General features: G+C 58.2%; 22 protein-coding genes. 2 read left to right on the plus strand and 20 right to left on the minus strand.

What is annotated here, in order from left to right:
- Positions 1 to 25: 25 nt before the first annotated feature.
- The 14 genes from rplE to rpsJ all read right to left on the minus strand — a co-directional run bounded on the left by rplE (position 26) and on the right by rpsJ (position 6,955).
- The gene (gene rplE, locus L6758_RS04680) at positions 26 to 586 is read right to left on the minus strand and encodes a 50S ribosomal protein L5 (protein WP_135013744.1); all 561 of its coding nucleotides are present in this window, start codon (positions 584 to 586) and stop codon (positions 26 to 28) included.
- The gene (rplX, locus tag L6758_RS04685) at positions 586 to 921 is read right to left on the minus strand and encodes a 50S ribosomal protein L24 (RefSeq protein ID WP_185174282.1); all 336 of its coding nucleotides are present in this window, start codon (positions 919 to 921) and stop codon (positions 586 to 588) included. The genes rplE and rplX overlap by 1 nt, the downstream gene beginning before the upstream one ends.
- A gap of 3 nt (positions 922 to 924) precedes the next feature.
- Complete coding sequence (gene rplN, locus L6758_RS04690) at positions 925 to 1,296, minus strand: 50S ribosomal protein L14 (RefSeq protein WP_135013742.1); 372 nt, start codon at positions 1,294 to 1,296, stop codon at positions 925 to 927.
- A gap of 408 nt (positions 1,297 to 1,704) precedes the next feature.
- Positions 1,705 to 1,977: a 30S ribosomal protein S17 gene (rpsQ, locus tag L6758_RS04695; RefSeq protein ID WP_083090724.1), complete on the minus strand. Its 273-nt coding sequence runs from the start codon at positions 1,975 to 1,977 to the stop codon at positions 1,705 to 1,707.
- Positions 1,978 to 1,982: 5 nt separating this feature from the next.
- Positions 1,983 to 2,216 carry a 50S ribosomal protein L29 gene (gene rpmC, locus L6758_RS04700; protein WP_083090723.1) on the minus strand — a complete coding sequence of 78 codons (234 nt, stop codon included), beginning with the start codon at positions 2,214 to 2,216 and terminating at the stop codon, positions 1,983 to 1,985.
- Positions 2,217 to 2,218: 2 nt separating this feature from the next.
- Positions 2,219 to 2,635: a 50S ribosomal protein L16 gene (gene rplP, locus L6758_RS04705; protein WP_135012890.1), complete on the minus strand. Its 417-nt coding sequence runs from the start codon at positions 2,633 to 2,635 to the stop codon at positions 2,219 to 2,221.
- Positions 2,636 to 3,433: a 30S ribosomal protein S3 gene (gene rpsC, locus L6758_RS04710; protein WP_185174281.1), complete on the minus strand. Its 798-nt coding sequence runs from the start codon at positions 3,431 to 3,433 to the stop codon at positions 2,636 to 2,638.
- A complete protein-coding gene (gene rplV, locus L6758_RS04715) occupies positions 3,434 to 3,799 on the minus strand; it encodes a 50S ribosomal protein L22 (RefSeq protein ID WP_083090720.1) in 366 nt (121 codons plus the stop codon). It lies immediately after the preceding gene.
- A gap of 65 nt (positions 3,800 to 3,864) precedes the next feature.
- Positions 3,865 to 4,146, minus strand: coding sequence for a 30S ribosomal protein S19 (gene rpsS / locus L6758_RS04720; protein WP_083090719.1), 282 nt, complete (start codon positions 4,144 to 4,146; stop codon positions 3,865 to 3,867).
- Between the two features lie 12 nt (positions 4,147 to 4,158).
- Positions 4,159 to 4,995, minus strand: a complete 837-nt coding sequence (gene rplB / locus L6758_RS04725) for a 50S ribosomal protein L2 (protein WP_135012888.1) — start codon at positions 4,993 to 4,995, stop codon at positions 4,159 to 4,161.
- 39 nt (positions 4,996 to 5,034) lie between these two features.
- The gene (gene rplW, locus L6758_RS04730; protein ID WP_135012887.1) at positions 5,035 to 5,346 is read right to left on the minus strand and encodes a 50S ribosomal protein L23; all 312 of its coding nucleotides are present in this window, start codon (positions 5,344 to 5,346) and stop codon (positions 5,035 to 5,037) included.
- Positions 5,346 to 5,969 carry a 50S ribosomal protein L4 gene (rplD, locus tag L6758_RS04735; RefSeq protein WP_135012886.1) on the minus strand — a complete coding sequence of 208 codons (624 nt, stop codon included), beginning with the start codon at positions 5,967 to 5,969 and terminating at the stop codon, positions 5,346 to 5,348. Before rplD ends, rplW begins: the two co-directional genes overlap by 1 nt.
- Positions 5,970 to 5,975: 6 nt before the next feature.
- Positions 5,976 to 6,632, minus strand: a complete 657-nt coding sequence (gene rplC / locus L6758_RS04740; RefSeq protein WP_135012885.1) for a 50S ribosomal protein L3 — start codon at positions 6,630 to 6,632, stop codon at positions 5,976 to 5,978.
- A 14-nt stretch (positions 6,633 to 6,646) separates the two neighbouring features.
- On the minus strand, positions 6,647 to 6,955 hold the full coding sequence (rpsJ, locus tag L6758_RS04745; RefSeq protein WP_068169589.1) for a 30S ribosomal protein S10: 309 nt from the start codon (positions 6,953 to 6,955) through the stop codon (positions 6,647 to 6,649).
- Positions 6,956 to 7,446: 491 nt separating this feature from the next.
- On the opposite strand from rpsJ, the gene L6758_RS04750 reads away from it, so the two are divergent.
- The gene (locus L6758_RS04750) at positions 7,447 to 10,641 is read left to right on the plus strand and encodes a hypothetical protein (protein WP_237204774.1); all 3,195 of its coding nucleotides are present in this window, start codon (positions 7,447 to 7,449) and stop codon (positions 10,639 to 10,641) included.
- Positions 10,642 to 10,772: 131 nt separating this feature from the next.
- On the opposite strand, the gene tuf is transcribed toward L6758_RS04750, so the two are convergent.
- From tuf to L6758_RS04775, 5 genes are all read right to left on the minus strand, one after another.
- Positions 10,773 to 11,963, minus strand: a complete 1,191-nt coding sequence (gene tuf, locus L6758_RS04755) for an elongation factor Tu (RefSeq protein ID WP_237204773.1) — start codon at positions 11,961 to 11,963, stop codon at positions 10,773 to 10,775.
- Between the two features lie 194 nt (positions 11,964 to 12,157).
- Positions 12,158 to 14,272 (minus strand): elongation factor G, encoded by a 2,115-nt coding sequence (fusA, locus tag L6758_RS04760; protein WP_237204772.1) that lies wholly within the window; start codon positions 14,270 to 14,272, stop codon positions 12,158 to 12,160.
- A 74-nt stretch (positions 14,273 to 14,346) separates the two neighbouring features.
- Positions 14,347 to 14,817, minus strand: a complete 471-nt coding sequence (gene rpsG / locus L6758_RS04765; protein WP_135012878.1) for a 30S ribosomal protein S7 — start codon at positions 14,815 to 14,817, stop codon at positions 14,347 to 14,349.
- The gene (gene rpsL / locus L6758_RS04770; RefSeq protein WP_083090707.1) at positions 14,817 to 15,191 is read right to left on the minus strand and encodes a 30S ribosomal protein S12; all 375 of its coding nucleotides are present in this window, start codon (positions 15,189 to 15,191) and stop codon (positions 14,817 to 14,819) included. Before rpsL ends, rpsG begins: the two co-directional genes overlap by 1 nt.
- A gap of 439 nt (positions 15,192 to 15,630) precedes the next feature.
- Positions 15,631 to 17,721 carry a neutral/alkaline non-lysosomal ceramidase N-terminal domain-containing protein gene (locus L6758_RS04775; protein ID WP_237204771.1) on the minus strand — a complete coding sequence of 697 codons (2,091 nt, stop codon included), beginning with the start codon at positions 17,719 to 17,721 and terminating at the stop codon, positions 15,631 to 15,633.
- Positions 17,722 to 17,873: 152 nt separating this feature from the next.
- Between L6758_RS04775 and L6758_RS04780 the strand changes: the two genes are divergently transcribed.
- The gene (locus L6758_RS04780) at positions 17,874 to 18,779 is read left to right on the plus strand and encodes a shikimate dehydrogenase (protein WP_237204770.1); all 906 of its coding nucleotides are present in this window, start codon (positions 17,874 to 17,876) and stop codon (positions 18,777 to 18,779) included.
- A 133-nt stretch (positions 18,780 to 18,912) separates the two neighbouring features.
- On the opposite strand, the gene L6758_RS04785 is transcribed toward L6758_RS04780, so the two are convergent.
- Positions 18,913 to 22,803 carry a DNA-directed RNA polymerase subunit beta' gene (locus tag L6758_RS04785; protein ID WP_237194725.1) on the minus strand — a complete coding sequence of 1,297 codons (3,891 nt, stop codon included), beginning with the start codon at positions 22,801 to 22,803 and terminating at the stop codon, positions 18,913 to 18,915.
- Positions 22,804 to 22,841: the final 38 nt, after the last annotated feature.

The raw sequence follows: 22,841 nt of genomic DNA on the forward strand, positions 1-22,841 counted from the left end.
TCGGTGCGGACCTATAACGTAGTCGTTACTGGGTCTTGAACGGGAAGCCGAGTGCCTTCAGAAGCGCACGGCCTTCATCGTCGGTCTTTGCGGTGGTTACTACGGTGATGTCCATACCACGTACACGATCGATTGAGTCCTGATCGATTTCGTGGAACATAGACTGTTCGGTCAGACCGAAGGTGTAGTTACCGTTACCGTCGAACTGGCGGTCCGAGAGGCCGCGGAAGTCGCGGATACGGGGAAGTGCCAGAGTGACGAGGCGGTCGAGGAATTCCCACATGCGATCGCCACGGAGGGTGACGTGTGCGCCGATGGGCTGACCTTCACGCAGCTTGAACTGTGCGATGGACTTCTTCGCGCGGGTAACGAGCGGCTTCTGACCGGTGATAGCGGTGAGGTCGCGGATAGCACCATCCATGAGCTTCGCGTCCTTAGCAGCTTCACCAACACCCATGTTAACGACGACCTTAACGATCTTCGGTGCCTGCATGACGTTCTCGTACTTGAACTCTTCCTGCAGGGCGGGGGTGACTACTTCGTTGAACTTAGTCTTGAAACGAGGGGTAATCTTTGCTTCGGTCATTAGATGTCCTTACCCGAGCTCTTGGCAACGCGAACGCGAACAGTGCGTTCCTTGCCATTGCGCTCTACGGTCTCGAGGCGGTAACCAACGCGGGTCGGCTTCTTGGTCTCGGGATCAACGATTGCAACGTTTGAAACGTGAATCGGTGCCTCAACCTTTTCGATGCCGCCAGCTTCGCCGGTCATGGGGTTAGCCTTGTTGTGCTTGGTGACGATCTTAACGCCTTCAACCAGCACGCGCTCGGTCTTGGGGAATACCTTCAGAACCTTGCCCTGCTTACCCTTATCTGCACCTGAAATAACCTGTACCAGGTCGCCAGACTTGATCTTAGCCATGAGTTAGAGCACCTCCGGAGCAAGTGAAATGATCTTCATGAACTTCTTGTCGCGCAGTTCGCGGCCAACAGGTCCGAAGATACGGGTGCCACGGGGGTCACCATCGGTGTTCTTGAGAATTACTGCTGAGTTCTCGTCGAACTTGATGTAGGAGCCGTCGGGACGACGAACTTCCTTCTTGGTGCGGACGACTACTGCCTTAACAACGTCGCCCTTCTTTACGGTACCGCCGGGGATTGCGTCCTTGACGGTTGCGACGATGATGTCGCCAATGCCTGCGTAACGACGCTTTGAGCCACCGAGAACACGGATGGTCAGGATTTCCTTCGCACCGGTGTTGTCAGCAACCTTGAGTCGTGACTCCTGCTGAATCATATTTCTCCTGTCGTCTCGCCGGTTCCGACACACGATATTTTGTGAGCCAGCCTTGCGGAACATTTCTACGGGATGTTGACGCGCCGGTCTCTTACAGCCCTTAGAGAAGTTGAAGAGTTGGCGGACACGCCTGGGCTCCTATCATGCCGACGAACATCTAGACCCGCGTAAGCGGGCGAACCCCGCGTTTTGAGCGGCATTATGCTGTGGCACGAAAAGAACCGTGGTTGTGTGGGTATAGAGAACCACACAGAATGAAAACTTTACCACAGCAGGGGCTGCCAGCCTAGAGAGATGCACCACTCTTAGGCAGTGAGCTAGCACCCTTAAAAATAGAGAGCTCCCCTCCCCCTCGGTATGAGGGGAAGGGGAGCTCTAGCTAGCTCGTAGCTTGAGTAAACGTAGTGTTTACTTAGCCTTTTCGAGGATCTCGACGATGCGCCAGCGCTTTGAAGCGGAGAGCGGACGAGTCTCGGCCAGGAGAACGAGGTCACCGATACCAGCAGTGTTCTGCTCGTCGTGTGCCTTGATCTTGGAGCTACGGCGCATAACCTTGCCGTACAGGGCGTGCTTTACGCGGTCCTCGACCTCAACGACTACAGTCTTGTCCATCTTGTCGGACACTACGTAGCCGCGGCGAGTCTTGCGGTAGCCGCGCTCTTCAGTCTTTACTTCACTCATGTGATTTAACCTTCGGTTGCGGGACGAATACCGAGCTCGCGTTCACGCAGCACGGTGTAAATACGTGCAATGTCGCGCTTGACCGAGCGGATACGACCGGGATTTTCAAGCTGACCGGTGGCTGCCTGGAAACGGAGGTTGAACAGCTCCTCCTTCGACTCACGCAGCTTCTCTACCAGATTCTCATTGGAGAGCTCTGCCAGCTTGTCGATGCTCAGATCCTTTGATCCAACTGCCATTTCTATTCACCACCTTCGCGACGCACAACACGTGCCTTCATCGGGAGCTTGTGGATTGCGAGGCGCATAGCTTCACGAGCCACTTCTTCGGATACGCCGGAGAGTTCAAACATGACTCGACCGGGCTTGACGTTTGCGACCCACCATTCGGGTGAACCCTTACCGGAACCCATACGGGTTTCAGCAGGCTTCTTGGTCAGCGGACGGTCGGGATAAATGTTGATCCAAACCTTACCGCCACGCTTGATGTGACGGGTCATTGCAATACGTGCAGCTTCAATCTGGCGGTTGGTGACGTATGCGGGAGTCAGGGCCTGGATGCCCCACTCGCCGAACGCTACCTCGGTGCCACCCTTAGCCATACCTGAACGCTTAGGGTGATGCTGCTTGCGGTACTTTACTCGACGGGGAATTAGCATTTATGCCTCACCGTTTTCTGCAGTCTTAGCCTCAGCGGGTGCTGAAGCGTTGTCGGAACGACGTTCACGGCGGGGACCACGGCCACCTGCGCGACGACGGTCGCCACCGCGGCCGTTGCCACGACGGTTACCGGCAGCCTGCTGTGCAGCAAGCTCGTTGTCGGTGAGGTCACCCTTGTAGATCCAAACCTTGACGCCGATGCGGCCGAAGGTGGTCTTTGCTTCGAAGAAGCCGTAGTCGATGTTCGCACGCAGGGTGTGCAGGGGCACACGGCCTTCGCGGTAGAACTCGGAACGTGACATTTCAGCGCCACCCAGACGGCCGGAGCACTGGATACGAATACCCTTGGCGCCTGCACGCTGTGCGGACTGGATTGCCTTCTTCATAGCGCGGCGGAAAGCAACGCGTGAAGCGAGCTGTTCTGCGATGCCCTGGGCAACCAGCTGAGCTGACAGATCGGGGTTAGCAACCTCGAGGATGTTCAGCTGAATCTGCTTGCCGGTCAGCTTCTCGAGCTCACCGCGGATGCGGTCAGCTTCGGTGCCGCGGCGGCCGATAACGATACCGGGACGTGCGGTGTGGATGTCCACACGGACGCGGTCACGGGTACGCTCGATTTCGACCTTGGCGATGCCTGCGCGCTCCATGCCCTTGGACAGGAGTTCGCGGATCTTTACATCTTCACGAACGAAGTCTGCGTAGCGTTCGCCTTCCTTGTTGGAGTCAGCGAACCACTTTGAGACGTGGTTGGTGGTGATGCCAAGTCGGAAACCGTTGGGGTTAATTTTCTGACCCATTTAGCGGCCCTCCTCCTTCTCCGGGGTAGCGACTACCACGGTGATGTGGCTGGTGCGCTTGTTGATGCGGAACGCACGGCCCTGGGCACGAGGCTGGAATCGCTTCATGGTGGGACCTTCGTTCGCGTATGCTTCGCTGATGAACAGCTCTTCTTCCTTGAAGGGGACGCCCTGCTGGGCGGCCTTCTGGCGAGCGTTTGCAACAGCTGATGCAACGATCTTGTATACCGGTTCTGATGCGCCCTGAGGAGCGAACTTCAGAATCGCCAGAGCCTCTTCCGCCTGCTTACCACGGATAAGGTTGATGACGCGGCGTGCCTTCATAGGCGTAACGCGTACGTAAGACGCAGTTGCCTTGGCTTCCATTGCCTATCTCTCTTTCGTCTATTGCCGAAAGGAAAACGTTTCTAAGGTACGGGGTGAACCGTAGCTTAGCGACGCTTACCCTTGCGGTCGTCCTTAACGTGGCCACGGAAAGTACGGGTGGGCGCAAACTCGCCGAGCTTGTGACCAACCATGGACTCAGTGATGAACACGGGTACGTGCTTGCGTCCGTCGTGCACTGCGATGGTGTGACCGAGCATGTCGGGGATAATCATCGAGCGGCGGGACCAAGTCTTGATAACGTTCTTGGTGCCCTTCTCGTTCTGAGCTGCAACCTTTACAAAAAGGTGCTGATCAACGAAAGGGCCCTTCTTCAAACTACGAGGCATGTTTCAGGCTCCTTAGCGCTTCTTGCCAGTACGACGGCGACGAACAATGAGCTTGTCGCTTTCCTTGTTGGGGCGACGGGTGCGACCCTCGGGCTTACCGTTGGGGTTAACCGGGTGACGGCCACCTGAGGTCTTACCTTCACCACCACCGTGGGGGTGGTCAACGGGGTTCATGACGACACCGCGGACGGTCGGGCGGATGCCCTTCCAGCGGTTACGGCCGGCCTTACCCCAGTTGATGTTGGACTGCTCAGCGTTACCGACGGAACCGACGGTTGCGCGGCAGCGGACGTCCACGTTGCGGATTTCGCCGGAGGGCAGACGCAGCTGGGCGTACTTGCCTTCCTTAGCGACCAGCTGGATGGATGCGCCAGCAGAGCGGCCCATCTTGGCGCCGCCACCGGGGCGGAGCTCAACAGCGTGAATCACGGTACCAACGGGGATGTTGCGCAGGGGCAGGTTGTTGCCGGGCTTGATATCGGCAGAGGGACCTGACTCTACGATGTCGCCCTGAGCAAGCTTGTTGGGGGCGATGATGTAACGCTTGGTGCCATCAACGTAGTGGAGCAGAGCGATGCGGGCGGTACGGTTGGGGTCGTACTCGATGTGTGCAACGCGTGCGTCGACGCCGTCCTTGTCGTGACGACGGAAGTCGATCAGACGGTACTGGCGCTTGTGGCCACCACCCTTGTGACGGGTAGTGATGCGACCGGTGTTGTTACGGCCGCCCTTCTTGGGGAGCGGACGAACCAGGGACTTTTCCGGGGTTGAGCGAGTGATTTCTGCGAAATCTGAGACGCTCGAGCCGCGGCGACCCGGGGTCGTCGGCTTGTGCTTACGAATACCCATTTAGATATTTCTTTCCTTCGCTAAAGTGGTCTCCGGTGCTTATGCAGCCGGACCGCCGAAGAGGTCGATTGAACCTTCCTTGAGGGTTACAATCGCACGCTTGGTGTTCTTACGAGCACCCCAACCGAAACGGGTGCGCTTGCGCTTGCCCTGACGGTTAGCGGTGTTGATGGAAGCAACCTTGACATCGAAGATAGTCTCGATGGCCTGCTTGATTTCCAGCTTGTTGGAGCGGGGGTCTACGAGGAAGGTGTACTTACCTTCGTCGAGCTGACCGTAGCTCTTTTCCGACACGACGGGAGCGATGATCACGTCGCGGGGATCCTTGAAAGTTGAGGTGGTAACAGACATTACTTAGCAGCCTCTTTCTTAGCCTTGGAAGCAACTGCGACGAATACGTCGTAGGCATCCTTGGTGAAGATGACGTCGTCTGAGATCAGAACATCGTAGGTGTTCAGCTGATCTGCGTAGATGACGTGAACGTTCTCAAGGTTGCGTGCTGACAGTGCTACCAGGTCGTCCTTGCGGTCGATGACAACCAGTGCGTTCTTGCGGCTGGTGATCTCTGCGATTGCTGCCTTAGCTGCCTTGGTGGAGGGCTTGGTGCCTTCTACCAGAGCTTCAACAACGTGAACGCGGTCGTGACGAGCGCGATCTGAGAGAGCGCCGCGCAGTGCAGCTGCAATCATCTTCTTGGGGGTACGCTGTGCGTAGCTACGCGGGGTCGGGCCGTGTACGATGCCACCACCGGTCATGTGGGGTGCACGGATTGAGCCCTGACGTGCGCGGCCGGTGCCCTTCTGCTTGAAAGGCTTACGACCTGCGCCGGAAACTTCGCCGCGGTTCTTGGTCTTGTGGGTACCCTGGCGTGCTGCTGCGAGCTGGGCTACTACTACCTGGTGAAGCAGGGGAATAGAGGCCTGAGCGTCGAAGATGTCAGCGGGCAGGTCTACCTTTACGGTCTTGACAGCCATGGTTTATTAGGCTCCCTTCACAGCGGTGCGAACCAGAACAACGCCGCCCTTAGGACCGGGGATAGCACCCTTGATCAGAAGAACGTTGTTTTCGGCGTCTACACCCTGAATAGTGAGGTTCATGGTGGTGTGGCGTGCAGCGCCCATACGGCCTGCCATGCGCATACCCTTGAAAACGCGTGCGGGGTATGATGCGCCACCGATTGAGCCGGGCTTACGGTGGTTCTTGTGGGCACCGTGTGATGCACCTACACCTGCGAAGCCGTGACGCTTCATAACACCGGCGAAGCCCTTACCCTTGGTCTTGCCAACTACGTCGACCTTCTGGCCAGCTTCGAAGAGCTCAACGGTCAGTTCCTGACCGAGTGAGTATTCAGCGGCGTCTGAGGTACGCAGTTCAACGAGGTGACGGCGAGGAGTTACGCCTGCCTTCTCGAAGTGACCGGCGAGGGGCTTGGTTACCTTGCGAGCTTCGATTGCACCGAAACCGATCTGGATAGCTTCGTAGCCATCGGTCTCAGCGTTGCGCAGCTGGGTAATAACGTTGGAATCGGCCTTGACGACAGTAACGGGCACGAACTTGCCGTTTTCGTCCCAGACCTGGGTCATGCCAAGCTTGGTGCCCAGCAGGCCCTTAACCTGGCGCTCGAACTTGTTAGTCATTTAGATGCGATCCTCTACAGCTTGATTTCGATGTTTACGTCTGCCGGAAGGTCAAGACGCATGAGGGCATCAACAGCCTTGGGGGTCGGATCAACGACGTCGATCAGACGCTTGTGCGTGCGCATTTCGAAGTGCTCGCGGCTGTCCTTGTACTTGTGAGGCGAACGGATAACACAGTAAACGTTCTTTTCGGTGGGCAGCGGCACGGGGCCTACTACCGTCGCGCCTGCACGCGTAACTGTCTCAACGATTTTCCGAGCTGAAGAATCAATGACCTCGTGGTCGTATGACTTCAGACGGATGCGGATTTTCTGTCCCGCCATCTGTCGGACTCTCTTTCTTGTCTACTTCCCTGTAACGGAGCGGTTGCTCCTTTATCTGGCGCTTGAGGTAAAGAGATGATTCTTCGTCTCTTTCGCGCCACCTCTGCGTAGGCTGAATCCGACGTTTGCCGGGTTCCTCACCCTACCGAGGCACCGACCCCCGAACTCGGGCGTGTCGCTTTTTTGCTAGGGCAAAAAGGAGCGCACTTTTCCCTCGAACTGATCGATTGGGTCATATTTGGGCTTACCTTCACCCGATTCGAGAAGGAATCAGGGCTACTTTCACGGGGTAAGCGCTTGAACAACGTTATCCATCTTGCCAGAGTCCAGGGCTCCCCGCAAGGTTTTTCTGTGTGAAGTGCCCAGCCCCACATTCAGCCCACTTTTCCTTTAATCTTCTACTCAATCGCGAGCGTCCGCGCACTGCATAGAAGAGGAAAGAAGCCTGTCATATACCGAGCAATAGTGCGCGCCCTCACTAGGATAAAACTATGAGCACACACCCAGATTTCCGGCCCCAATCTCACCGACGCTCTACTGAGAATATCCTGCTCAATATCGGTCTATACCTGGGCAGTCTTCTGATTATCAGCGCCGCCGGGCTGCTGGCCACCTCTCTGGCCACAGCGCCGCAACAGGCCTTTTTGCTGTCTGCTCTTGCCGCTCTCTTCTATACAGCGGGGCTGGGCACCTTTCGTTGGGTTCCCAAGCTGCGACTGGCGTCCTACGCCTTTACCGGTACGGCCCTAGCTCTTATCCCCCTGTGCGGGTTCGCTTTCTACACCCTCATCTGGCCAGAGTCAGGGCCCCTACTCTGGTTACTGGTTTCCTGCATCGGCACTCTTGCCGCCTGTGGCGCCCTAGCCCTGATGCAGGCCCGGGTTATGAGCTACCTGGCCCTAGCCTTTTTGGTCTCTGACGTCCTGGCCATGTCAAAGAACCTGCAAGTCGCGCTGATCTGGTATTTCGTTGCTCTCCTCGTCCTTGCAACCGCGCTTACTCTCTGGCTGCGGGCCTTCCAGGACCGCATGCCTACTCAACTTGCCGCAGGTTTTCTCGATGCTTCTCGTATCTTCGTTCCGGCAACTGTAGGCGCTGCCATTTTCTACACCAGCCTGGCGCCCTGGGAAATCAGCATCATTGCAGCATTGGCGGCCCTTTATGCGGGAGCCCAGCTCAGGCAGCCACCCACCTGGCTCTACTACCTCCAGGCCCGTATCTATTCCTTGCTAGCGGTAGCTGCCCTAGCCCTGTGGCTTCACGAGCTCAGCGTCATCTCGTTCCCTTTCTCTATCCCTGTTGCCCTTTTCCTGGTGGCAAGTGCGCTCGTACTAGCTTGGGCCCGTCCTCCCCTACCTTGGCGGACGGACATCGATGCTTGGATCACCTGGGCACTAGCCCAGCCCTTCCTTGCTTCTGCTCTCGCATGGCTCATAGACCGGATGCAGGCAATTCCCACCTTTATTGATACCGCTCCCGCAACACCGCTGACTTCTTTCACGCAGGAGAATCTTTCAAGCACTGTGCTCCTGGGCCTCATCAGCCTCGCCAACTGCGCCTCTCTCGGCATTTTGGCCTACCGCACCCAGCTCAGTCAGCATCTTCCCCTAGGTGCCTTAGCTCTGGCGTGGGTAGGATTTTTCGTTCTACCGCCGGCTCCCCTAGCGGTTATTCTCCTCCTGCTTGGGGCTTTCTGCCTGCCAGCAGCGAGCGGTAGTGCTCAAGCGCTCGACGTCCGCAACGCTACCAGCTTGCGCTCTGTCCGCTGGACTCAGTTCTCCACGCTCACGCTCACTGCTGTCGCGGTTCTTGCTCTAGGGTTCGTAGCAGGTAGCCCCCGTTACCTTGGGGTAGTCCTTCTGGCGGCAGGAACATCCGCCAGCTATCTCCTGGCCGAGCTGCTCCTGCGTTCCCGAAAAACAGCACCTCCTGCATCCCGCGGGTCCTTTCCCGCCTCTCATGCCATCTTCTTTTTCGCTCTCCTCGCGGGCCTCCTCGGAACGACGGCAGCTATTACGACCCGCCCCTCAGTATCGTTGACCTTCATGGCTCTTACTGAACCGATGGGGTACGGAATTCATAGCCTTGGACTCGGTATTTATACCGGGCTGACCCTCTGCGTTGCCCTTCTCACCCTGAGCAGGGCTCTGGGTACCCGCACAATGCAGGGCAGGACTGCTACTCCCCTCACTTCTCCCTACAGTAAGGACGCCCCAGCCCAGCTACGCTCCCCTAGCGGCCTTGAACCGGTAGGGCTTTTGACCACGTTCTATGTGGTTGTGCCCCTTGCGCTCATCATGCTGTGCACAGGTCCGCTACCGGCTGAGTACAATCTTCTCACCCTGGCAATTGCAGCGGCAGGCATCCTTGCTGCCCTCCCCCTGCTTAATCATTCAGCACGTTCTCATGCTCTGGTTACCTTGAGGATCTACTTGGTGGGCGCAGCTGTCGTGCTGATGAGTTTTTCTTCCTTCACCGGTCGTAGCCTGTTGTTGCTCCTCCTTAGCTTTACCGCAGCCCTTGCCCTGAGCTCCATACTCTTGCTCTTTCAGAGAACTCCTGCTCAGAGCCCGGTGGAGTATATCCTGGGTCTTTGTTTGAGCTGGGGTTCTGCCGCAGTGGCCCTATTCCTTATTGATACCGCTTGGAACCCCAGCACGGCTCTTGGCTCCCTCATACTCTTGGCGCTTGCTCTCACCTGGCTACGAGCACCACGCACCCAGGGCGTCCTTGCTGCCCAGTCAGCCCTTATCTCGGTTGCTCTCACCACGGGCTTAGCTACCCTGCTATGGGGGCTCACCAGCCTCAGCAACGTCGCTGTTCTGACCTGGATTACGGTGAGCGTTCTAGTAACTACAACCCTGTTGGCAGCTCTAGCCCCGGCAGCACAAGCTGCCCGTCCTCCTGTTCCGGGTCGTGTGCCTCTGCGCGTACGTCCTGCTGACCCGCTAGGACGGTGGGGCTACCAGCACAACCGGGCCATGTCACTCACCGGTCTGATTATCGCTCACTTCACCGGGGTCTACCCCTACTTCTCCGATGAAAGCTTCCCGCTCTCGCTGGTTCTTATTCTGCTTTTCACCCTAGCCTGGTTCCTGCTGGTCTCCCCTGCCGCCCGGCCCGCAATCCTGCTTCTAGGGCTCAATAGCCTGCTCCTGAAGACCCTGCTCTATCACGATATGGATAACGGGGTGTTCTACTTCTTCCAGGCCCTCACCCTCAGCCGTGCGATTTTGACCCTGGTAAGCCGCCCTGAAGTGCTGCCGATATGGATGCGTGCCCAGCCTGCTGGCGTCCCGCGTCAGAGCAATCGCCCTACCCGTCTTTTCTGGTTAGCCTTTAGCGCCCAGGTCTTCTATAGCCTGTTCATTCTCCCTTTCAACTATCCCTCTCTAGCCCCCTACGATACGATTTTGCTGCTTGCTGCCACCGGCACGCTTCTCGGGGCCTCCGCCATGGTAGGGAAAAAGTTGGCTCCTCCCCTCACGGCTCTACTGCTGACCTACCAGGTGCTCTACGTCTTAGACGGTTTAAATGCCTGGTCACTCCTCTTCCTGGGCTTTGTTCTCATGGGGCTCGTTATCTGGCGGCTCCTTGCCCGGGCAGACGAACCGGCAATGCAGCCTCAAGCCCAGAAGCAGGGCAATCGTGAGACCCCGGTTATCCCCTGGGCTAAGAATCAATAGACACACTGCTCATCAGAGCCTCATCAAGTAACACAAAAGAGGCTGGCCCCGCAGATTGCTCTGCGGGGCCAGCCTCTATCGCCCTCCGCTAGCTAGTAGCTAGCAGGAGTTCAGATCGGGAAGTAAGAAACTTACTTGATGATCTTGGTAACGCGACCTGAACCAACGGTGCGGCCACCTTCGCGGATTGCGAAGCCGAGGCCCTCTTCCATTGCGATTTCCTGGATGAGCTCAACGGTCATCTCAGTGTTGTCGCCGGGCATAACCATTTCGGTGCCCTCGGGAAGGGTGATAACACCGGTAACGTCGGTGGTGCGGAAGTAGAACTGGGGGCGGTAGTTCGAGTAGAAGGGGTTGTGGCGGCCGCCTTCATCCTTGGAGAGGATGTAGACGTTAGCCTCGAACTGGGTGTGGGGGGTGATTGAGCCGGGCTCAACAACAACCTGGCCACGCTCTACGTCGTCGCGCTTCAGACCGCGAAGCAGCAGACCACAGTTCTCGCCTGCCCATGCTTCGTCGAGCTGCTTGTGGAACATCTCGATACCGGTAACGGTGGTCTTCTGGATGGGGCGGATACCAACGATCTCAACTTCGGAGTTGATCTTCAGGGTACCGCGCTCGGCGCGACCGGTAACAACGGTACCGCGACCGGTGATGGTGAAGACGTCTTCGATGGGCATGAGGAAGGGCTTGTCCTTCTCACGAACGGGGTCGGGAATGAAGTTGTCAACCTCGTCCATGAGCTCTTCAACCTTAGCAACCCACTCGGGGTCACCTTCGAGAGCCTTCAGAGCGGAAACGCGAACAACGGGAGCGTTGTCACCGTCGAACTCCTGTGAGGAGAGCAGTTCGCGAACTTCCATTTCAACGAGGTCGAGCAGTTCCTCGTCCTCAACCATGTCTGACTTGTTCAGAGCAACGAGCAGGGTGGGAACGCCAACCTGGCGAGCCAGCAGAACGTGCTCGCGGGTCTGAGCCATGGGGCCGTCGGTAGCAGCAACAACGAGGATTGCGCCGTCCATCTGAGCAGCACCGGTGATCATGTTCTTGACGTAGTCAGCGTGACCGGGGGCGTCAACGTGTGCGTAGTGACGCTTCTCGGTCTGGTACTCGATGTGAGCAATGTTGATGGTAATACCGCGCTGGCGCTCTTCAGGAGCGGAGTCGATCATACCGAAGTCGCGCTGCTCGTTCAGGTCAGGGTACTTGTCAGCCAGAACCTTGGAGATTGCAGCGGTCAGGGTGGTCTTACCGTGGTCAACGTGACCGATGGTACCGACGTTTACGTGAGGCTTGGAGCGCTCGAACTTAGCCTTAGCCAAGAGTATTCCTCCTATAGAGAAGATTTGAGAACCTGCACTCGGGTTTCACACCGGCGCACTCCGCCGTAAAAGGCGGTCTAGCTACCACAATAGCGGATAAGGCCGGTGGGGCGAAACCCGAAGACGGGTTCAATTACAAGGTTTTTTTGAAAAGCGGTGCGGCTCACACGGGGTGAGCCGCACCCGGGTGAGAATTACTCGCCGCGGCTCTTCTGGATGATTTCATCAGCGACGTTCTTGGGAACCTCAGCGTAGCTGTCGAACTCCATGGAGAAGACTGCACGACCCTGGGTCTTTGAACGGAGGTCACCGATGTAACCGAACATTTCTGACAGCGGTACAAGAGCGTGAACGATCTTGACGCCTGCTGCATCTTCCATGGACTGGATCTGACCACGACGTGAGTTCAGGTCACCGATAACGTCGCCCATGTAGTCCTCGGGGGTACGTACTTCAACAGCCATCAGGGGCTCCAGCAGGACGGGAGCAGCGCGACGTGCGCCTTCCTTGAAGACCATTGAACCAGCGATCTTGAAGGCCATTTCAGACGAGTCAACATCGTGGTAAGCACCGTCGATCAGGGTTGCCTTGACACCAACAACGGGGTAGCCAGCGAGGATACCGAGCTGCATTGCGTCCTGGATACCGGCGTCAACGGAGGGGATGTATTCACGGGGAACACGACCACCGGTGACGACGTTGTCGAACTCGTAGAGCTCTTCAGCATCGAGGGCGATGGGTTCGAAGGAAACCTGAACCTTCGCGAACTGACCGGAACCACCGGTCTGCTTCTTGTGGGTGTAGTCGACCTTCTCGACCTTCTTGGTGATGGTTTCGCGGTAAGCAACCTGGGGCTTACCAACATTAGCCTCAACCTTGAATTCGCGCTTCATACGGTCAACGATGATGTCGAGGTGGAGCTCGCCCATGCCGCCGATTTCGGTCTGGCCGGTTTCTTCGTTGAGTGAAACGGTGAAGGTGGGGTCTTCAGCAGACAGCTTCTGGATAGCGGTTGACATCTTCTCCTGGTCACCCTTGGTCTTGGGCTCGATAGCCACGAAGATCACGGGGGCGGGGAAGGTCATGGATTCCAGAACTACGGGGTTAGCAATGTCGCAGAGGGTGTCACCGGTGGTGGTGTCCTTCAGACCGATTGCTGCGTAGATGTGACCTGCCTGGATCTCTTCAACAGGGTTCTCCTTGTTGGAGTGCATCTGGAAGAGCTTACCGATACGTTCCTTCTTACCCTTGGTGGCGTTGAGGACCTGCTGGCCCTGTTCTGCCTTACCGGAGTAAACGCGGATGTAGGTCAGCTGACCGTAGAAGGGGTGTGCTGCAACCTTGAAGGCCAGAGCTGCGAAGGGCTCGTCAGCTGAGGGCTTACGGGTTACCTCAACCTCTTCATCAGAGGGCAGGTGGCCGATCATCGCGGGGACGTCCAGCGGTGAGGGCAGGTAGTCGAGAACTGCGTCAAGCATGGGCTGAACGCCGCGGTTCTTGAATGCTGAGCCACAGAAGACGGGGTAGGCTTCGTTGGCAACGGTCAGGGCGCGGACGCCTGCCTTGATTTCCTCAATGGTCAGTTCGCCCTCTTCGAGGTACTTTTCCATGAGGTCTTCAGAGGCTTCTGCTACGTTTTCAACGAGCTCTGCGCGGTACTGCTCTGCCTTTTCCTGCAGGTCAGCGGGGATTTCCTGGATTTCGTAGGAGGCACCCATGGTAACGTCACCCTTGACATCGCCGGGCCAGACGTAGGCCTGCATGGTGAGCAGGTCAACGACGCCGATGAAGTCGTTTTCAGCGCCGATGGGCAGCTGCATAACGAGGGGCTTAGCGCCGAGGCGCTTGACGATGGTGTCTACGGTGAAGTAGAAGTCTGCACCCAGCTTGTCCATCTTGTTGACGAAGCAGATGCGGGGAACTTCGTACTTGTCAGCCTGGCGCCAAACGGTTTCAGACTGGGGCTCAACGCCTTCCTTGCCGTCGAACACTGCAACAGCGCCGTCGAGGACGCGCAGTGAACGCTCAACTTCAACGGTGAAGTCAACGTGGCCGGGGGTGTCGATGATGTTGATCTGGTTGTTCTTCCAGAAGCAGGTGGTTGCCGCGGAGGTAATGGTAATACCGCGTTCCTGTTCCTGAGCCATCCAGTCCATGGTGGACGCACCGTCGTGGGTTTCACCGAGCTTGTGGTTGATACCGGTGTAGAAGAGGATGCGTTCGGTGGTGGTGGTCTTACCGGCGTCAATGTGCGCCATAATACCGATGTTGCGGACCTTATTCAGGTCGGTAAGCACGTCTAGTGCCACTTTGTTCTCCCTTGTGAGAAACTCCGAAAGCCTGCCGCTATGTACGTATGTAATAACGGCAGGCTACGAAGAAATTACCAGCGGTAGTGTGCGAAGGCCTTGTTGGACTCGGCCATCTTGTGAGTGTCTTCGCGACGCTTCACAGCGGCACCGAGACCGTTGGACGCATCCAGGATCTCGTTCATGAGACGCTCGGTCATGGTCTTCTCGCGGCGAAGCTTTGAGAAGCCAACGAGCCAGCGCAGGGCCAGAGCGGTTGCACGGCCTGCACGAACTTCGACGGGGACCTGGTAGGTCGCGCCGCCAACGCGGCGTGAGCGGACCTCGAGTGAAGGCTTGACGTTGTCCATTGCCTTCTTGAGGGTTACTACGGGGTCTGCGCCGGTCTTCTGGGCAACGCCTTCGAGAGCACCGTAAACGATGCGCTCAGCGGTTGACTTCTTGCCATCCAGCAGAACCTTGTTGATGAGCTGGGTAACCAGCGGTGAGCCGTAAACGGGGTCGTTTACGAGGGGACGCTTAGGAGCGGGACCCTTACGAGGCATTACTTCTTCTCCTTCTTTGCGCCGTAGCGTGAACGAGCCTGACCGCGGCCCTTAACGCCCTGGGTATCCAGTGCGCCACGTACAATCTTGTAACGAACACCGGGGAGGTCCTTCACACGACCACCGCGAACGAGCACGATGGAGTGTTCCTGAAGGTTGTGGCCCTCACCGGGGATGTATGCGGTAACCTCGACGCCGCCGTTGAGCTTAACACGTGCGACCTTACGCAGTGCTGAGTTCGGCTTCTTCGGGGTGGTGGTGTATACACGGGTGCATACGCCACGCTTCATGGGGTTGCCCTTAAGTGCGGGCGCCTTGGTCTTAACGACCTTGGGTGCACGGCCCTTACGGACCAACTGCTGAATTGTAGGCACTTGTTCTCCGTTTGGTATCGGTGGCCCCGTTAGGGGCTACCGGTTTACTTGCCTTCTGTCACTTGGGATAAGCGCAAAAGAAAATCTCTTTGACTTAGCAGGAGCCCAGACACAACAAAAAATGGCATTTAGGCCTCAAGATCGCTAATCGGGCTGAGTGCCCGGGCGAACAAGGCCAAAGGACGGTGTCCATTCTGCCATTGGTTCTTATGTACTGCTCAGAACGTGTCTGTGCGGGCAGTAGATACTACTGCTAAGTACTCCAGGTACTACTCTAGCTGGTTAGAAAGGCTTAATCTACCCCCTGCCCAGCTCTGAGGCAGCTTTAAGCCTTTAAAGCTGGTGATGTCGGGCACTTAAGGCTTAAATATCAAGGACGCCGGTGCCCCCCCTCCCCTACTCCGGGAAGGGGGCGCCGGCGTCCGCACCTTGTATGGAACTAGCTGACGGTGAAGTTTCGGGTGGCCCCGGTGAAGGGGGTGATCGTACCGACCCCGTTCTTGGAGTCCCCGTGGTAGAGAATCCGGTAGGTACCGGGAAGCGCATCAGCAGGAATTTGCCATTCGATCGTTACGCGGGACTGGGCTGCCAGATGGCGTTTCCAGTGGAAGCGGGTGGCCGGGTCGTTATCACCGGCAACGGTGACCCACTGGTTCCCCACAAGCCGCTGCACTTCCAGGTAACTGGAGTTGAGCTGCTGGTCGTTGTTGGGGTGAGCTCCCACAAAGAGGGCGCTGACGGTTGAGCCGCGAGCCGTATTGGCAGGCTGGGTGAGCACCTTGCCATAGTGATGGCCTGCACCGGGCAGGTCGTACCAGACCTTACCCACAGCGCTCTTCATGGGGGTGCGCACGGAAGGCTTATCACCCAGCGGCAGCTCCGTGCCATCACGGAGGGAAGTCGCCACGGTGTTGAGGGTCTGACGGAAGGCCCCCATGGTGTTGATGCCAAAGACGGTGGCCCCACCCTCATACTGCTGAGAAAGATATTCCTGCGGGGTAGTCACGTAGTGACTGTAGGCGTTGGTGTAGCCCTGCACGATAATCTGCGACTCGTCAACGCCCAGCAGGGCTGCCATATCCTGGCGGTACTGTACGCCCACGGCCCCGTTGTGTTCACCGGGCATACCCAGTAGGTAGTAGTTGCCAAAGCGCATCACCTGCACGGGTAGCTTCTGCTGCACCTTCTCGTGGACGGCAAGCAGGTTGGCCTTAGGGTACTGGCAGGCGGTTAGATCAGCGGACGAGCTGTAGGCCAGCCAGTTGAAGTCGCTCCAGACCTTGTTCGCATTAGCCCCCTCATTGAAGCCTGCTGCGCCGGGGCCGTCCTCCACGCTGCCGGCTGCGAAGGGGGCACCCAGCGAGGCGTTACAGGTAGAGCCCGCGTAGCCGGTGCCCGTCCACCGGGCGTCCACCTGCACCTTGGAGAAATCTACATAGGTAATGCGGGAATCCAGCCCCTGCCCCACCGGGGTACCGGCACTGGCAAGCTGGGTGCGGACGGCGTCCGCCTGCTTGGTTCCCTGAATCTCAAGGTTGGTGAACATGTCGTTGGTGGGGCCCATACCCGGTTGCAGCTGGGTGTTGGGTGAGACGTCACCGGTGTTGCTGTTGGCAAAGGCCGCGATGAAGGCATCGTCCTCGGAACCCGCGTTGAGGTTCACCCCGTGATCGACAGTTTCGAGCAGGTACTGGGCGTAGCCCTTGTTATCGGAGGAGACCAGGGTGTTTTTGTTGGTGAGGGAGGTGGGGTGGATAGCAAACCAGTTGAGGACGGCCCGGGTCACCCCGTCGTGCTCAAATCGGAAGGTGGTGCTGGTAGGGTCTACCCCGTCGATCAGCGCATCGGTGAGGTTAGCCGGGTCTTGCTCCAGGGCCACCGCCGAGCGGTTGACGCCCACACCGGTGAGCTGGCTACTAGAGACCGTCACGTTACCGGGGGCAAGGTCGGCCAGGGCTTCGCGGATAGCCTGCATAGACCCGTTGACCTGATTGTTAAAGGTGGGCTCGTTGAAGCCCAGGGTTGCCAGGTTGTACAGTACATCCTTACTCACCCCGCCAGGGGTGGCATGGCTATGGGAGGCCGTGACCATGATGTTGGCTTCGGTGAACTCGGGGCCGAGTTCTGCCTGAATTCGGTTTACTAGCTCAGCCCGGATGCTGTTCCAGGCGCTAAGCGCATCGAGGACCACGATGAGGTTACGGGAACCGGTGGCAGGGTCAATGACCACGAAGGCACGGGCGTACTGGCGGGAGTGAATACCAGACCCCTTCTGGGTGTCAGTACCGTAGCCCACGAAGGCCACCTCGGCGACCTCACCGGTAATGTCGGCGACGCCCGCTCCTACCAGGTAGGGGTTATTAGCGGTGGGCTGGGTGGAGTTCACCAGCTGGGCCAGATTCTGGGCGTTGACGCCCGCCGGTGTCAGCTCCACGTCGGCCTGGGACGGGATCAGATAGGCTCCGGCTGCTAAAGACAGGGCAGCCCCAAAGACGCCAAGTTTGACCCCTACATGTCGTGATAGTTTCATTCAACCCTCAAAGTGTGCGAAAGGTGAGCAGCTGAGGCCGCTCAAGTGTGCTCAAATAAGCCTACCGATGAGACAGCCATCTAGCTAGCTAGGCTTACCCAGCGATTCGTGGTAGAACGGAAGAGCTTTACTCGTAGATAAAGGACGGCCCCGTGAGCACACCCCAAGAGTCATACCTGGTCGGGTTACTGGGAAGCGGTATTACAGCTTCCTTGACTCCCCCGCTGCACGAGTTTGCGGCCGATCGAGCGGGACTGCGATATCTTTACCGACCCATTGACCTTGATGCTTTAGGCCCTAGCCAGCGGGCAGCTGGCGCCCTGCCCATCGGTGAGCTCCTACACTGGGGCTTTGATTTTGGCTTCAACGCTTTCAACATCACCTTCCCCTACAAGCAAGCGGTACTTGAGCACCTGGATGAGGTGTCGGACGCCGCCGCCCGACTAGGGGCTGTCAATACGGTGGTAGCGCAAGAAGGCAGGCTCTTAGGCTACAACACCGATGTCAGTGGTTTTGCCTCGGCTCTGAGTCAGGGCCTTGAGCCTGCTCCCGGCGATCTGAGAGAGGTCACCCAGCTAGGTGTGGGTGGTGCGGGCTCTGCCACCGCAGATGCCCTCCTCAGCCTAGGAACTAGAACGCTCAATCTATTTGACCTCGATGGTCAAAGGGCTATAGCCAAAGCCCAGCAGCTGGCCGAGCTCTACCCGGACGCAACCGTCCGCGCCGTCACGGAGGATGAGCTAGCTGCTGTTCTTGCTGCCTCTACCGGCCTGGTCAACGCCACCCCTATCGGTATGCACCACCACCCCGGCGCTCCCCTACCCCTGGACTATCTGCACCCACAACTCTGGGTCTTCGACGTCATCTACCTACCGCAAAACACCCCGCTGATACAGAAAGCCAGTTCTATAGGGTGCAGGGTACTACCCGGCGGGCTCATGGCAGTGGGACAGGCAGCCGACGCCTTTGAACTCATCACCGGCCTGAGCCCAGACAGGGCAGAACTCCTTACTCACTTCGAAAGGCTCCTAGCAGCACAGGGCAACCAGCTCACCTAAGATTTCCCCGCAAACAGGCGCCCGTCCGTCCGCCTGTTTCTTCGCGCAGACTCAACATACACCTACAAGCAAGGCCCTCCCCCGCAAATCTGCAGGGAAGGGCCTTATCTATACCGGGCTAACGGCGGACGGTTTACTTACCGAACTCGTAGTCATCCAGCGGAATAGCCTGGAACTCGGGGCTGATAGCACCCTCGTTGGTCTCGGCATAGCTGAAATCATTGTAGGGAGTTGCGGTCTGAGCAAACAGAGCCTCGCGGGCCTCGTCGGTGGGCTCAACCTCGATGTCGTTGTACATGGCAAGGCCAGTACCGGCGGGGATGAGCTTACCGATGATGACGTTTTCCTTGAGGCCGACCAGCGGGTCTTCCTTACCTTCCATCGCAGCCTGAGTAAGGACGCGGGTGGTTTCCTGGAAGGACGCGGCAGACAGCCAGGACTCGGTAGCCAGTGACGCCTTGGTAATACCCATCATCTCGGGGCGACCTGAGGCAGGACGCTTACCCTCAGCCAGAGCCGCACGGTTGGCGTTCTGGAAGGCGATGTTCTCAACCAGCTCACCGGGGAGCAGGTTGGTCTCACCGGAGTCGATGACGGTGATACGACGCAGCATCTGGCGAACGATAACCTCAACGTGCTTATCGTGGATGCCTACACCCTGGGAGCGGTACACGCCCTGGACCTCGTCCACCAGGTGCTTCTGAGCCTCACGGGGACCGCGGATACGCAGGATCTCCTTGGGGTCAACAGCACCGGCGACCAGCTGGGTACCGACGGTGATGTGGTCACCTTCAGCAACTTCCAGGCGGGCACGACGCAGCACGGGGTAGGCTACCGGGTCATCGCCGTTATCGGGGGTGACAACGACCTTGAGGGACTTGTCGGTGTCCTCGATGGTAACGCGACCGGTGACCTCTGAAATCGGGGCAACACCCTTGGGGGTGCGGGCCTCGAAGAGCTCCTGAATACGGGGCAGACCCTGGGTAATATCGTCAGCCGATGCGACACCACCGGTGTGGAAGGTACGCATGGTCAGCTGGGTACCGGGCTCACCAATGGACTGAGCCGCGATAATACCGACGGCCTCACCGATGTCGACCAGGTTGCCAGAGGCCATGGAACGGCCGTAGCAGAGGGCACAAACACCAACTGCTGACTCACAGGTCAGGACGGAGCGGACGCGAACCTCTTCGATACCGGCCTTGAACAGGTCGTCAATGACGATATCTGAGACGTCGGCACCGGCAGCAGCCAGAACGGTACCGTCTTCAGCCACAACATCAACGGCAAGAGCGCGGCCGTGAATTGAAGACTCGACGTTCTCGTGCAGGGAAACCTTGCCAGAAGCGTCCTTCTCAATCAGGGGCAGGGTCAGACCGCGGCGGGTACCACAGTCATGCTCGCGCACGATGACGTCCTGAGAAACGTCAACCAGACGGCGGGTCAGGTAACCGGAGTTTGCGGTACGCAGCGCGGTATCTGCCAGACCCTTACGAGCACCGTGGGTTGCGATGAAGTACTCCAGAACCGACAGGCCTTCACGGTAGGAAGACTTAATCGGGCGGGGCATAATCTCACCCTTGGTGTTGGACACCAGACCACGGATACCTGCAATCTGACGAACCTGCATCCAGTTACCGCGTGCACCGGAGGTGACCATGCGGTTAATGGTGGTGTTCTTCTCAGCCAGGTTTTCCTTCATGGCCTCGGCAACCTCGTCGGTTGCCTTGGTCCAAATGTCGATCAGTTCGGTACGGCGTTCGGCGTCGTCGATCAGACCCATGGCGAACTGAGATTCGATGTTGGCAGCCTGCTCTTCGTAGCCTTCCATAATGGCGGGCTTGGTGGGGGGCGCTGCGATATCGGAGACCGCAACGGTCACACCTGAGCGTGAAGCGTAGTAGAAGCCGGTGTTCTTGAGGGCATCAAGGGTCTTGGCTACCACGTGCATGGGGTACTTCTCAGCAAGGTCGTTGATGAGGGCACCCAGGGACTTCTTGTCGGCAATGCCGGTGTACCAGGGGTAGTCGGCGGGCAGGGTCTCGTTGAAGATGACCTGACCGACGGTGGTTTCTACCAGGACGGGCTGACCGGGCTCGTAGCCTTCGGGGGCTTCCCAGCCCTCGTAGGGTACGAAGTCGTCCAGCACGATCTTGACCTTGGTGTAGAGCTCAATCTCGTGACGGTCCATGGCCATGATGGCTTCGGCGTAGGACGAGAAGAGGCGGCCTTCGTTCTTTTCACCGTCACGGGCGGTGGTCAGGTGGAAGAGACCGATGATCATGTCCTGGTCAGGTACCGCAACGGGGCGGCCGTCTGAGGGCTTCAGGATGTTGTTGGAGGACAGCATGAGGATGCGGGCCTCGGCCTGAGCCTCGGGTGACAGGGGCAGGTGGACTGCCATCTGGTCGCCGTCGAAGTCAGCGTTGAACGCTGAACAGACCAGGGGGTGCAGCTGGATAGCCTTACCTTCGACCAGCTGGGGTTCGAAGGCCTGAATACCCAGGCGGTGCAGGGTGGGTGCGCGGTTCAGCAGCACGGGGTGCTCGGTGATGATCTCTTCGAGAACGTCCCACACCTGGGGGCGGAAACGCTCGACCATACGCTTAGCAGACTTGATGTTCTGGGCGTGGTTGAGGTCAACCAGGCGCTTCATGACGAAGGGCTTGAAGAGCTCCAGAGCCATCTGCTTGGGCAGGCCACACTGGTGCATCTGCAGGGTGGGACCACCGACGATAACGGAACGACCCGAGTAGTCAACACGCTTACCCAGCAGGTTCTGGCGGAAACGACCCTGCTTACCCTTGAGCATGTCAGAGAGGGACTTGAGGGGGCGGTTACCGGGACCGGTGACAGGGCGACCGCGACGGCCGTTGTCGAAGAGGGAGTCAACAGCTTCCTGCAGCATGCGCTTTTCGTTGTTGACGATGATCTCGGGGGCACCGAGTTCCAGCAGACGCTTGAGTCGGTTGTTGCGGTTGATGACGCGACGGTAGAGGTCATTCAGGTCGGAGGTCGCGAAGCGGCCACCGTCGAGCTGCACCATGGGGCGCAGTTCCGGCGGGATGACGGGAACGTAGTCCAGTACCATACCGAGCGGGGAGTTGTCGGTGGTCAGGAAGGCGTTGACAACCTTCAGACGCTTGAGGGCGCGGGTCTTCTTCTGGCCCTTGCCGGTCTGGATGATGTCCTTGAGTGCCTCTGCTTCGGCTTCCATGTCGAAGTTCTCAAGACGCTTCTTGATTGCTTCTGCACCCATGGAGCCTTCGAAGTACATGCCGTACTTGTCGACCATGCCACGGTAGAGGGCCTCATCGCCTTCAAGGTCGGCGACCTTGAGGTTCTTGAAGCGGTCCCAGACGCGCTCGAGCTGCTCGATTTCGCGCTCTGCGTTCTTGCGGACGGACGCCATCTGGCGCTCGGCTGCGTCGCGCAGCTTGCGCTTTTCGGCGGCCTTGCCCCCGTCAGCCTCGATCTTGGCGAGTTCCTCTTCGGTTTCGCGGGCGATCAGGTTGATGTCGGCTGCGAGCTGGTCCTGCAGGACCTTCTTGTCGCGGTCGTGGGCTGCCTGCAGGTTGGGCAGGTCCTCGTGGCGGGCTTCTTCGTCCACATGGGTAATCATGTAGGCGGCAAAGTAGATAATCTTTTCCAGGTCCTTGGGGGCCAGGTCAAGCAGGTAGCCCAGGCGTGAGGGCACGCCCTTGAAGTACCAGATGTGGGTCACGGGAGCTGCCAGCTCGATGTGGCCCATGCGCTCGCGGCGCACCTTGGCACGGGTTACCTCTACACCACAGCGCTCACAGATGATGCCCTTGAAGCGCACGCGCTTGTACTTACCGCAGTAGCATTCCCAGTCGCGGGTAGGGCCGAAGATGCGCTCGTCGAAGAGGCCTTCCTTTTCGGGCTTCAGGGTTCGGTAGTTGATGGTTTCGGGCTTCTTAACCTCGCCGTAGGACCAATCCAGGATGTTCTGGGAGGTCGCTAGGCCAATACGCATCAAACCAAGTGAAGATTCGTTGGACATTTGGTCCTTATCTCTTTCCTAGTGTTTTGAAGTCTTGT

This window comes from Rothia nasimurium, assembly GCF_928382285.1.
Classification (GTDB): Bacteria; Actinomycetota; Actinomycetes; order Actinomycetales; family Micrococcaceae; genus Rothia; species Rothia nasimurium_E.

Bases quoted from the DNA above. Each gene is read 5' to 3' on its own strand.
- rplE (WP_135013744.1), bottom strand. From the start codon at position 586: ATGACCGAAGCAAAGATTACCCCTCGTTTCAAGACTAAGTTCAACGAA.
- rplX (WP_185174282.1), bottom strand. From the start codon at position 921: ATGGCTAAGATCAAGTCTGGCGACCTGGTACAGGTTATTTCAGGTGCA.
- rplN (WP_135013742.1), bottom strand. From the start codon at position 1,296: ATGATTCAGCAGGAGTCACGACTCAAGGTTGCTGACAACACCGGTGCG.
- rpsQ (WP_083090724.1), bottom strand. From the start codon at position 1,977: ATGAGTGAAGTAAAGACTGAAGAGCGCGGCTACCGCAAGACTCGCCGC.
- rpmC (WP_083090723.1), bottom strand. From the start codon at position 2,216: ATGGCAGTTGGATCAAAGGATCTGAGCATCGACAAGCTGGCAGAGCTC.
- rplP (WP_135012890.1), bottom strand. From the start codon at position 2,635: ATGCTAATTCCCCGTCGAGTAAAGTACCGCAAGCAGCATCACCCTAAG.
- rpsC (WP_185174281.1), bottom strand. From the start codon at position 3,433: ATGGGTCAGAAAATTAACCCCAACGGTTTCCGACTTGGCATCACCACC.
- rplV (WP_083090720.1), bottom strand. From the start codon at position 3,799: ATGGAAGCCAAGGCAACTGCGTCTTACGTACGCGTTACGCCTATGAAG.
- rpsS (WP_083090719.1), bottom strand. From the start codon at position 4,146: ATGCCTCGTAGTTTGAAGAAGGGCCCTTTCGTTGATCAGCACCTTTTT.
- rplB (WP_135012888.1), bottom strand. From the start codon at position 4,995: ATGGGTATTCGTAAGCACAAGCCGACGACCCCGGGTCGCCGCGGCTCG.
- rplW (WP_135012887.1), bottom strand. From the start codon at position 5,346: ATGTCTGTTACCACCTCAACTTTCAAGGATCCCCGCGACGTGATCATC.
- rplD (WP_135012886.1), bottom strand. From the start codon at position 5,969: ATGGCTGTCAAGACCGTAAAGGTAGACCTGCCCGCTGACATCTTCGAC.
- rplC (WP_135012885.1), bottom strand. From the start codon at position 6,632: ATGACTAACAAGTTCGAGCGCCAGGTTAAGGGCCTGCTGGGCACCAAG.
- rpsJ (WP_068169589.1), bottom strand. From the start codon at position 6,955: ATGGCGGGACAGAAAATCCGCATCCGTCTGAAGTCATACGACCACGAG.
- L6758_RS04750 (WP_237204774.1), top strand. From the start codon at position 7,447: ATGAGCACACACCCAGATTTCCGGCCCCAATCTCACCGACGCTCTACT.
- rpsG (WP_135012878.1), bottom strand. From the start codon at position 14,817: ATGCCTCGTAAGGGTCCCGCTCCTAAGCGTCCCCTCGTAAACGACCCC.
- L6758_RS04775 (WP_237204771.1), bottom strand. From the start codon at position 17,721: ATGAAACTATCACGACATGTAGGGGTCAAACTTGGCGTCTTTGGGGCT.
- L6758_RS04785 (WP_237194725.1), bottom strand. From the start codon at position 22,803: ATGTCCAACGAATCTTCACTTGGTTTGATGCGTATTGGCCTAGCGACC.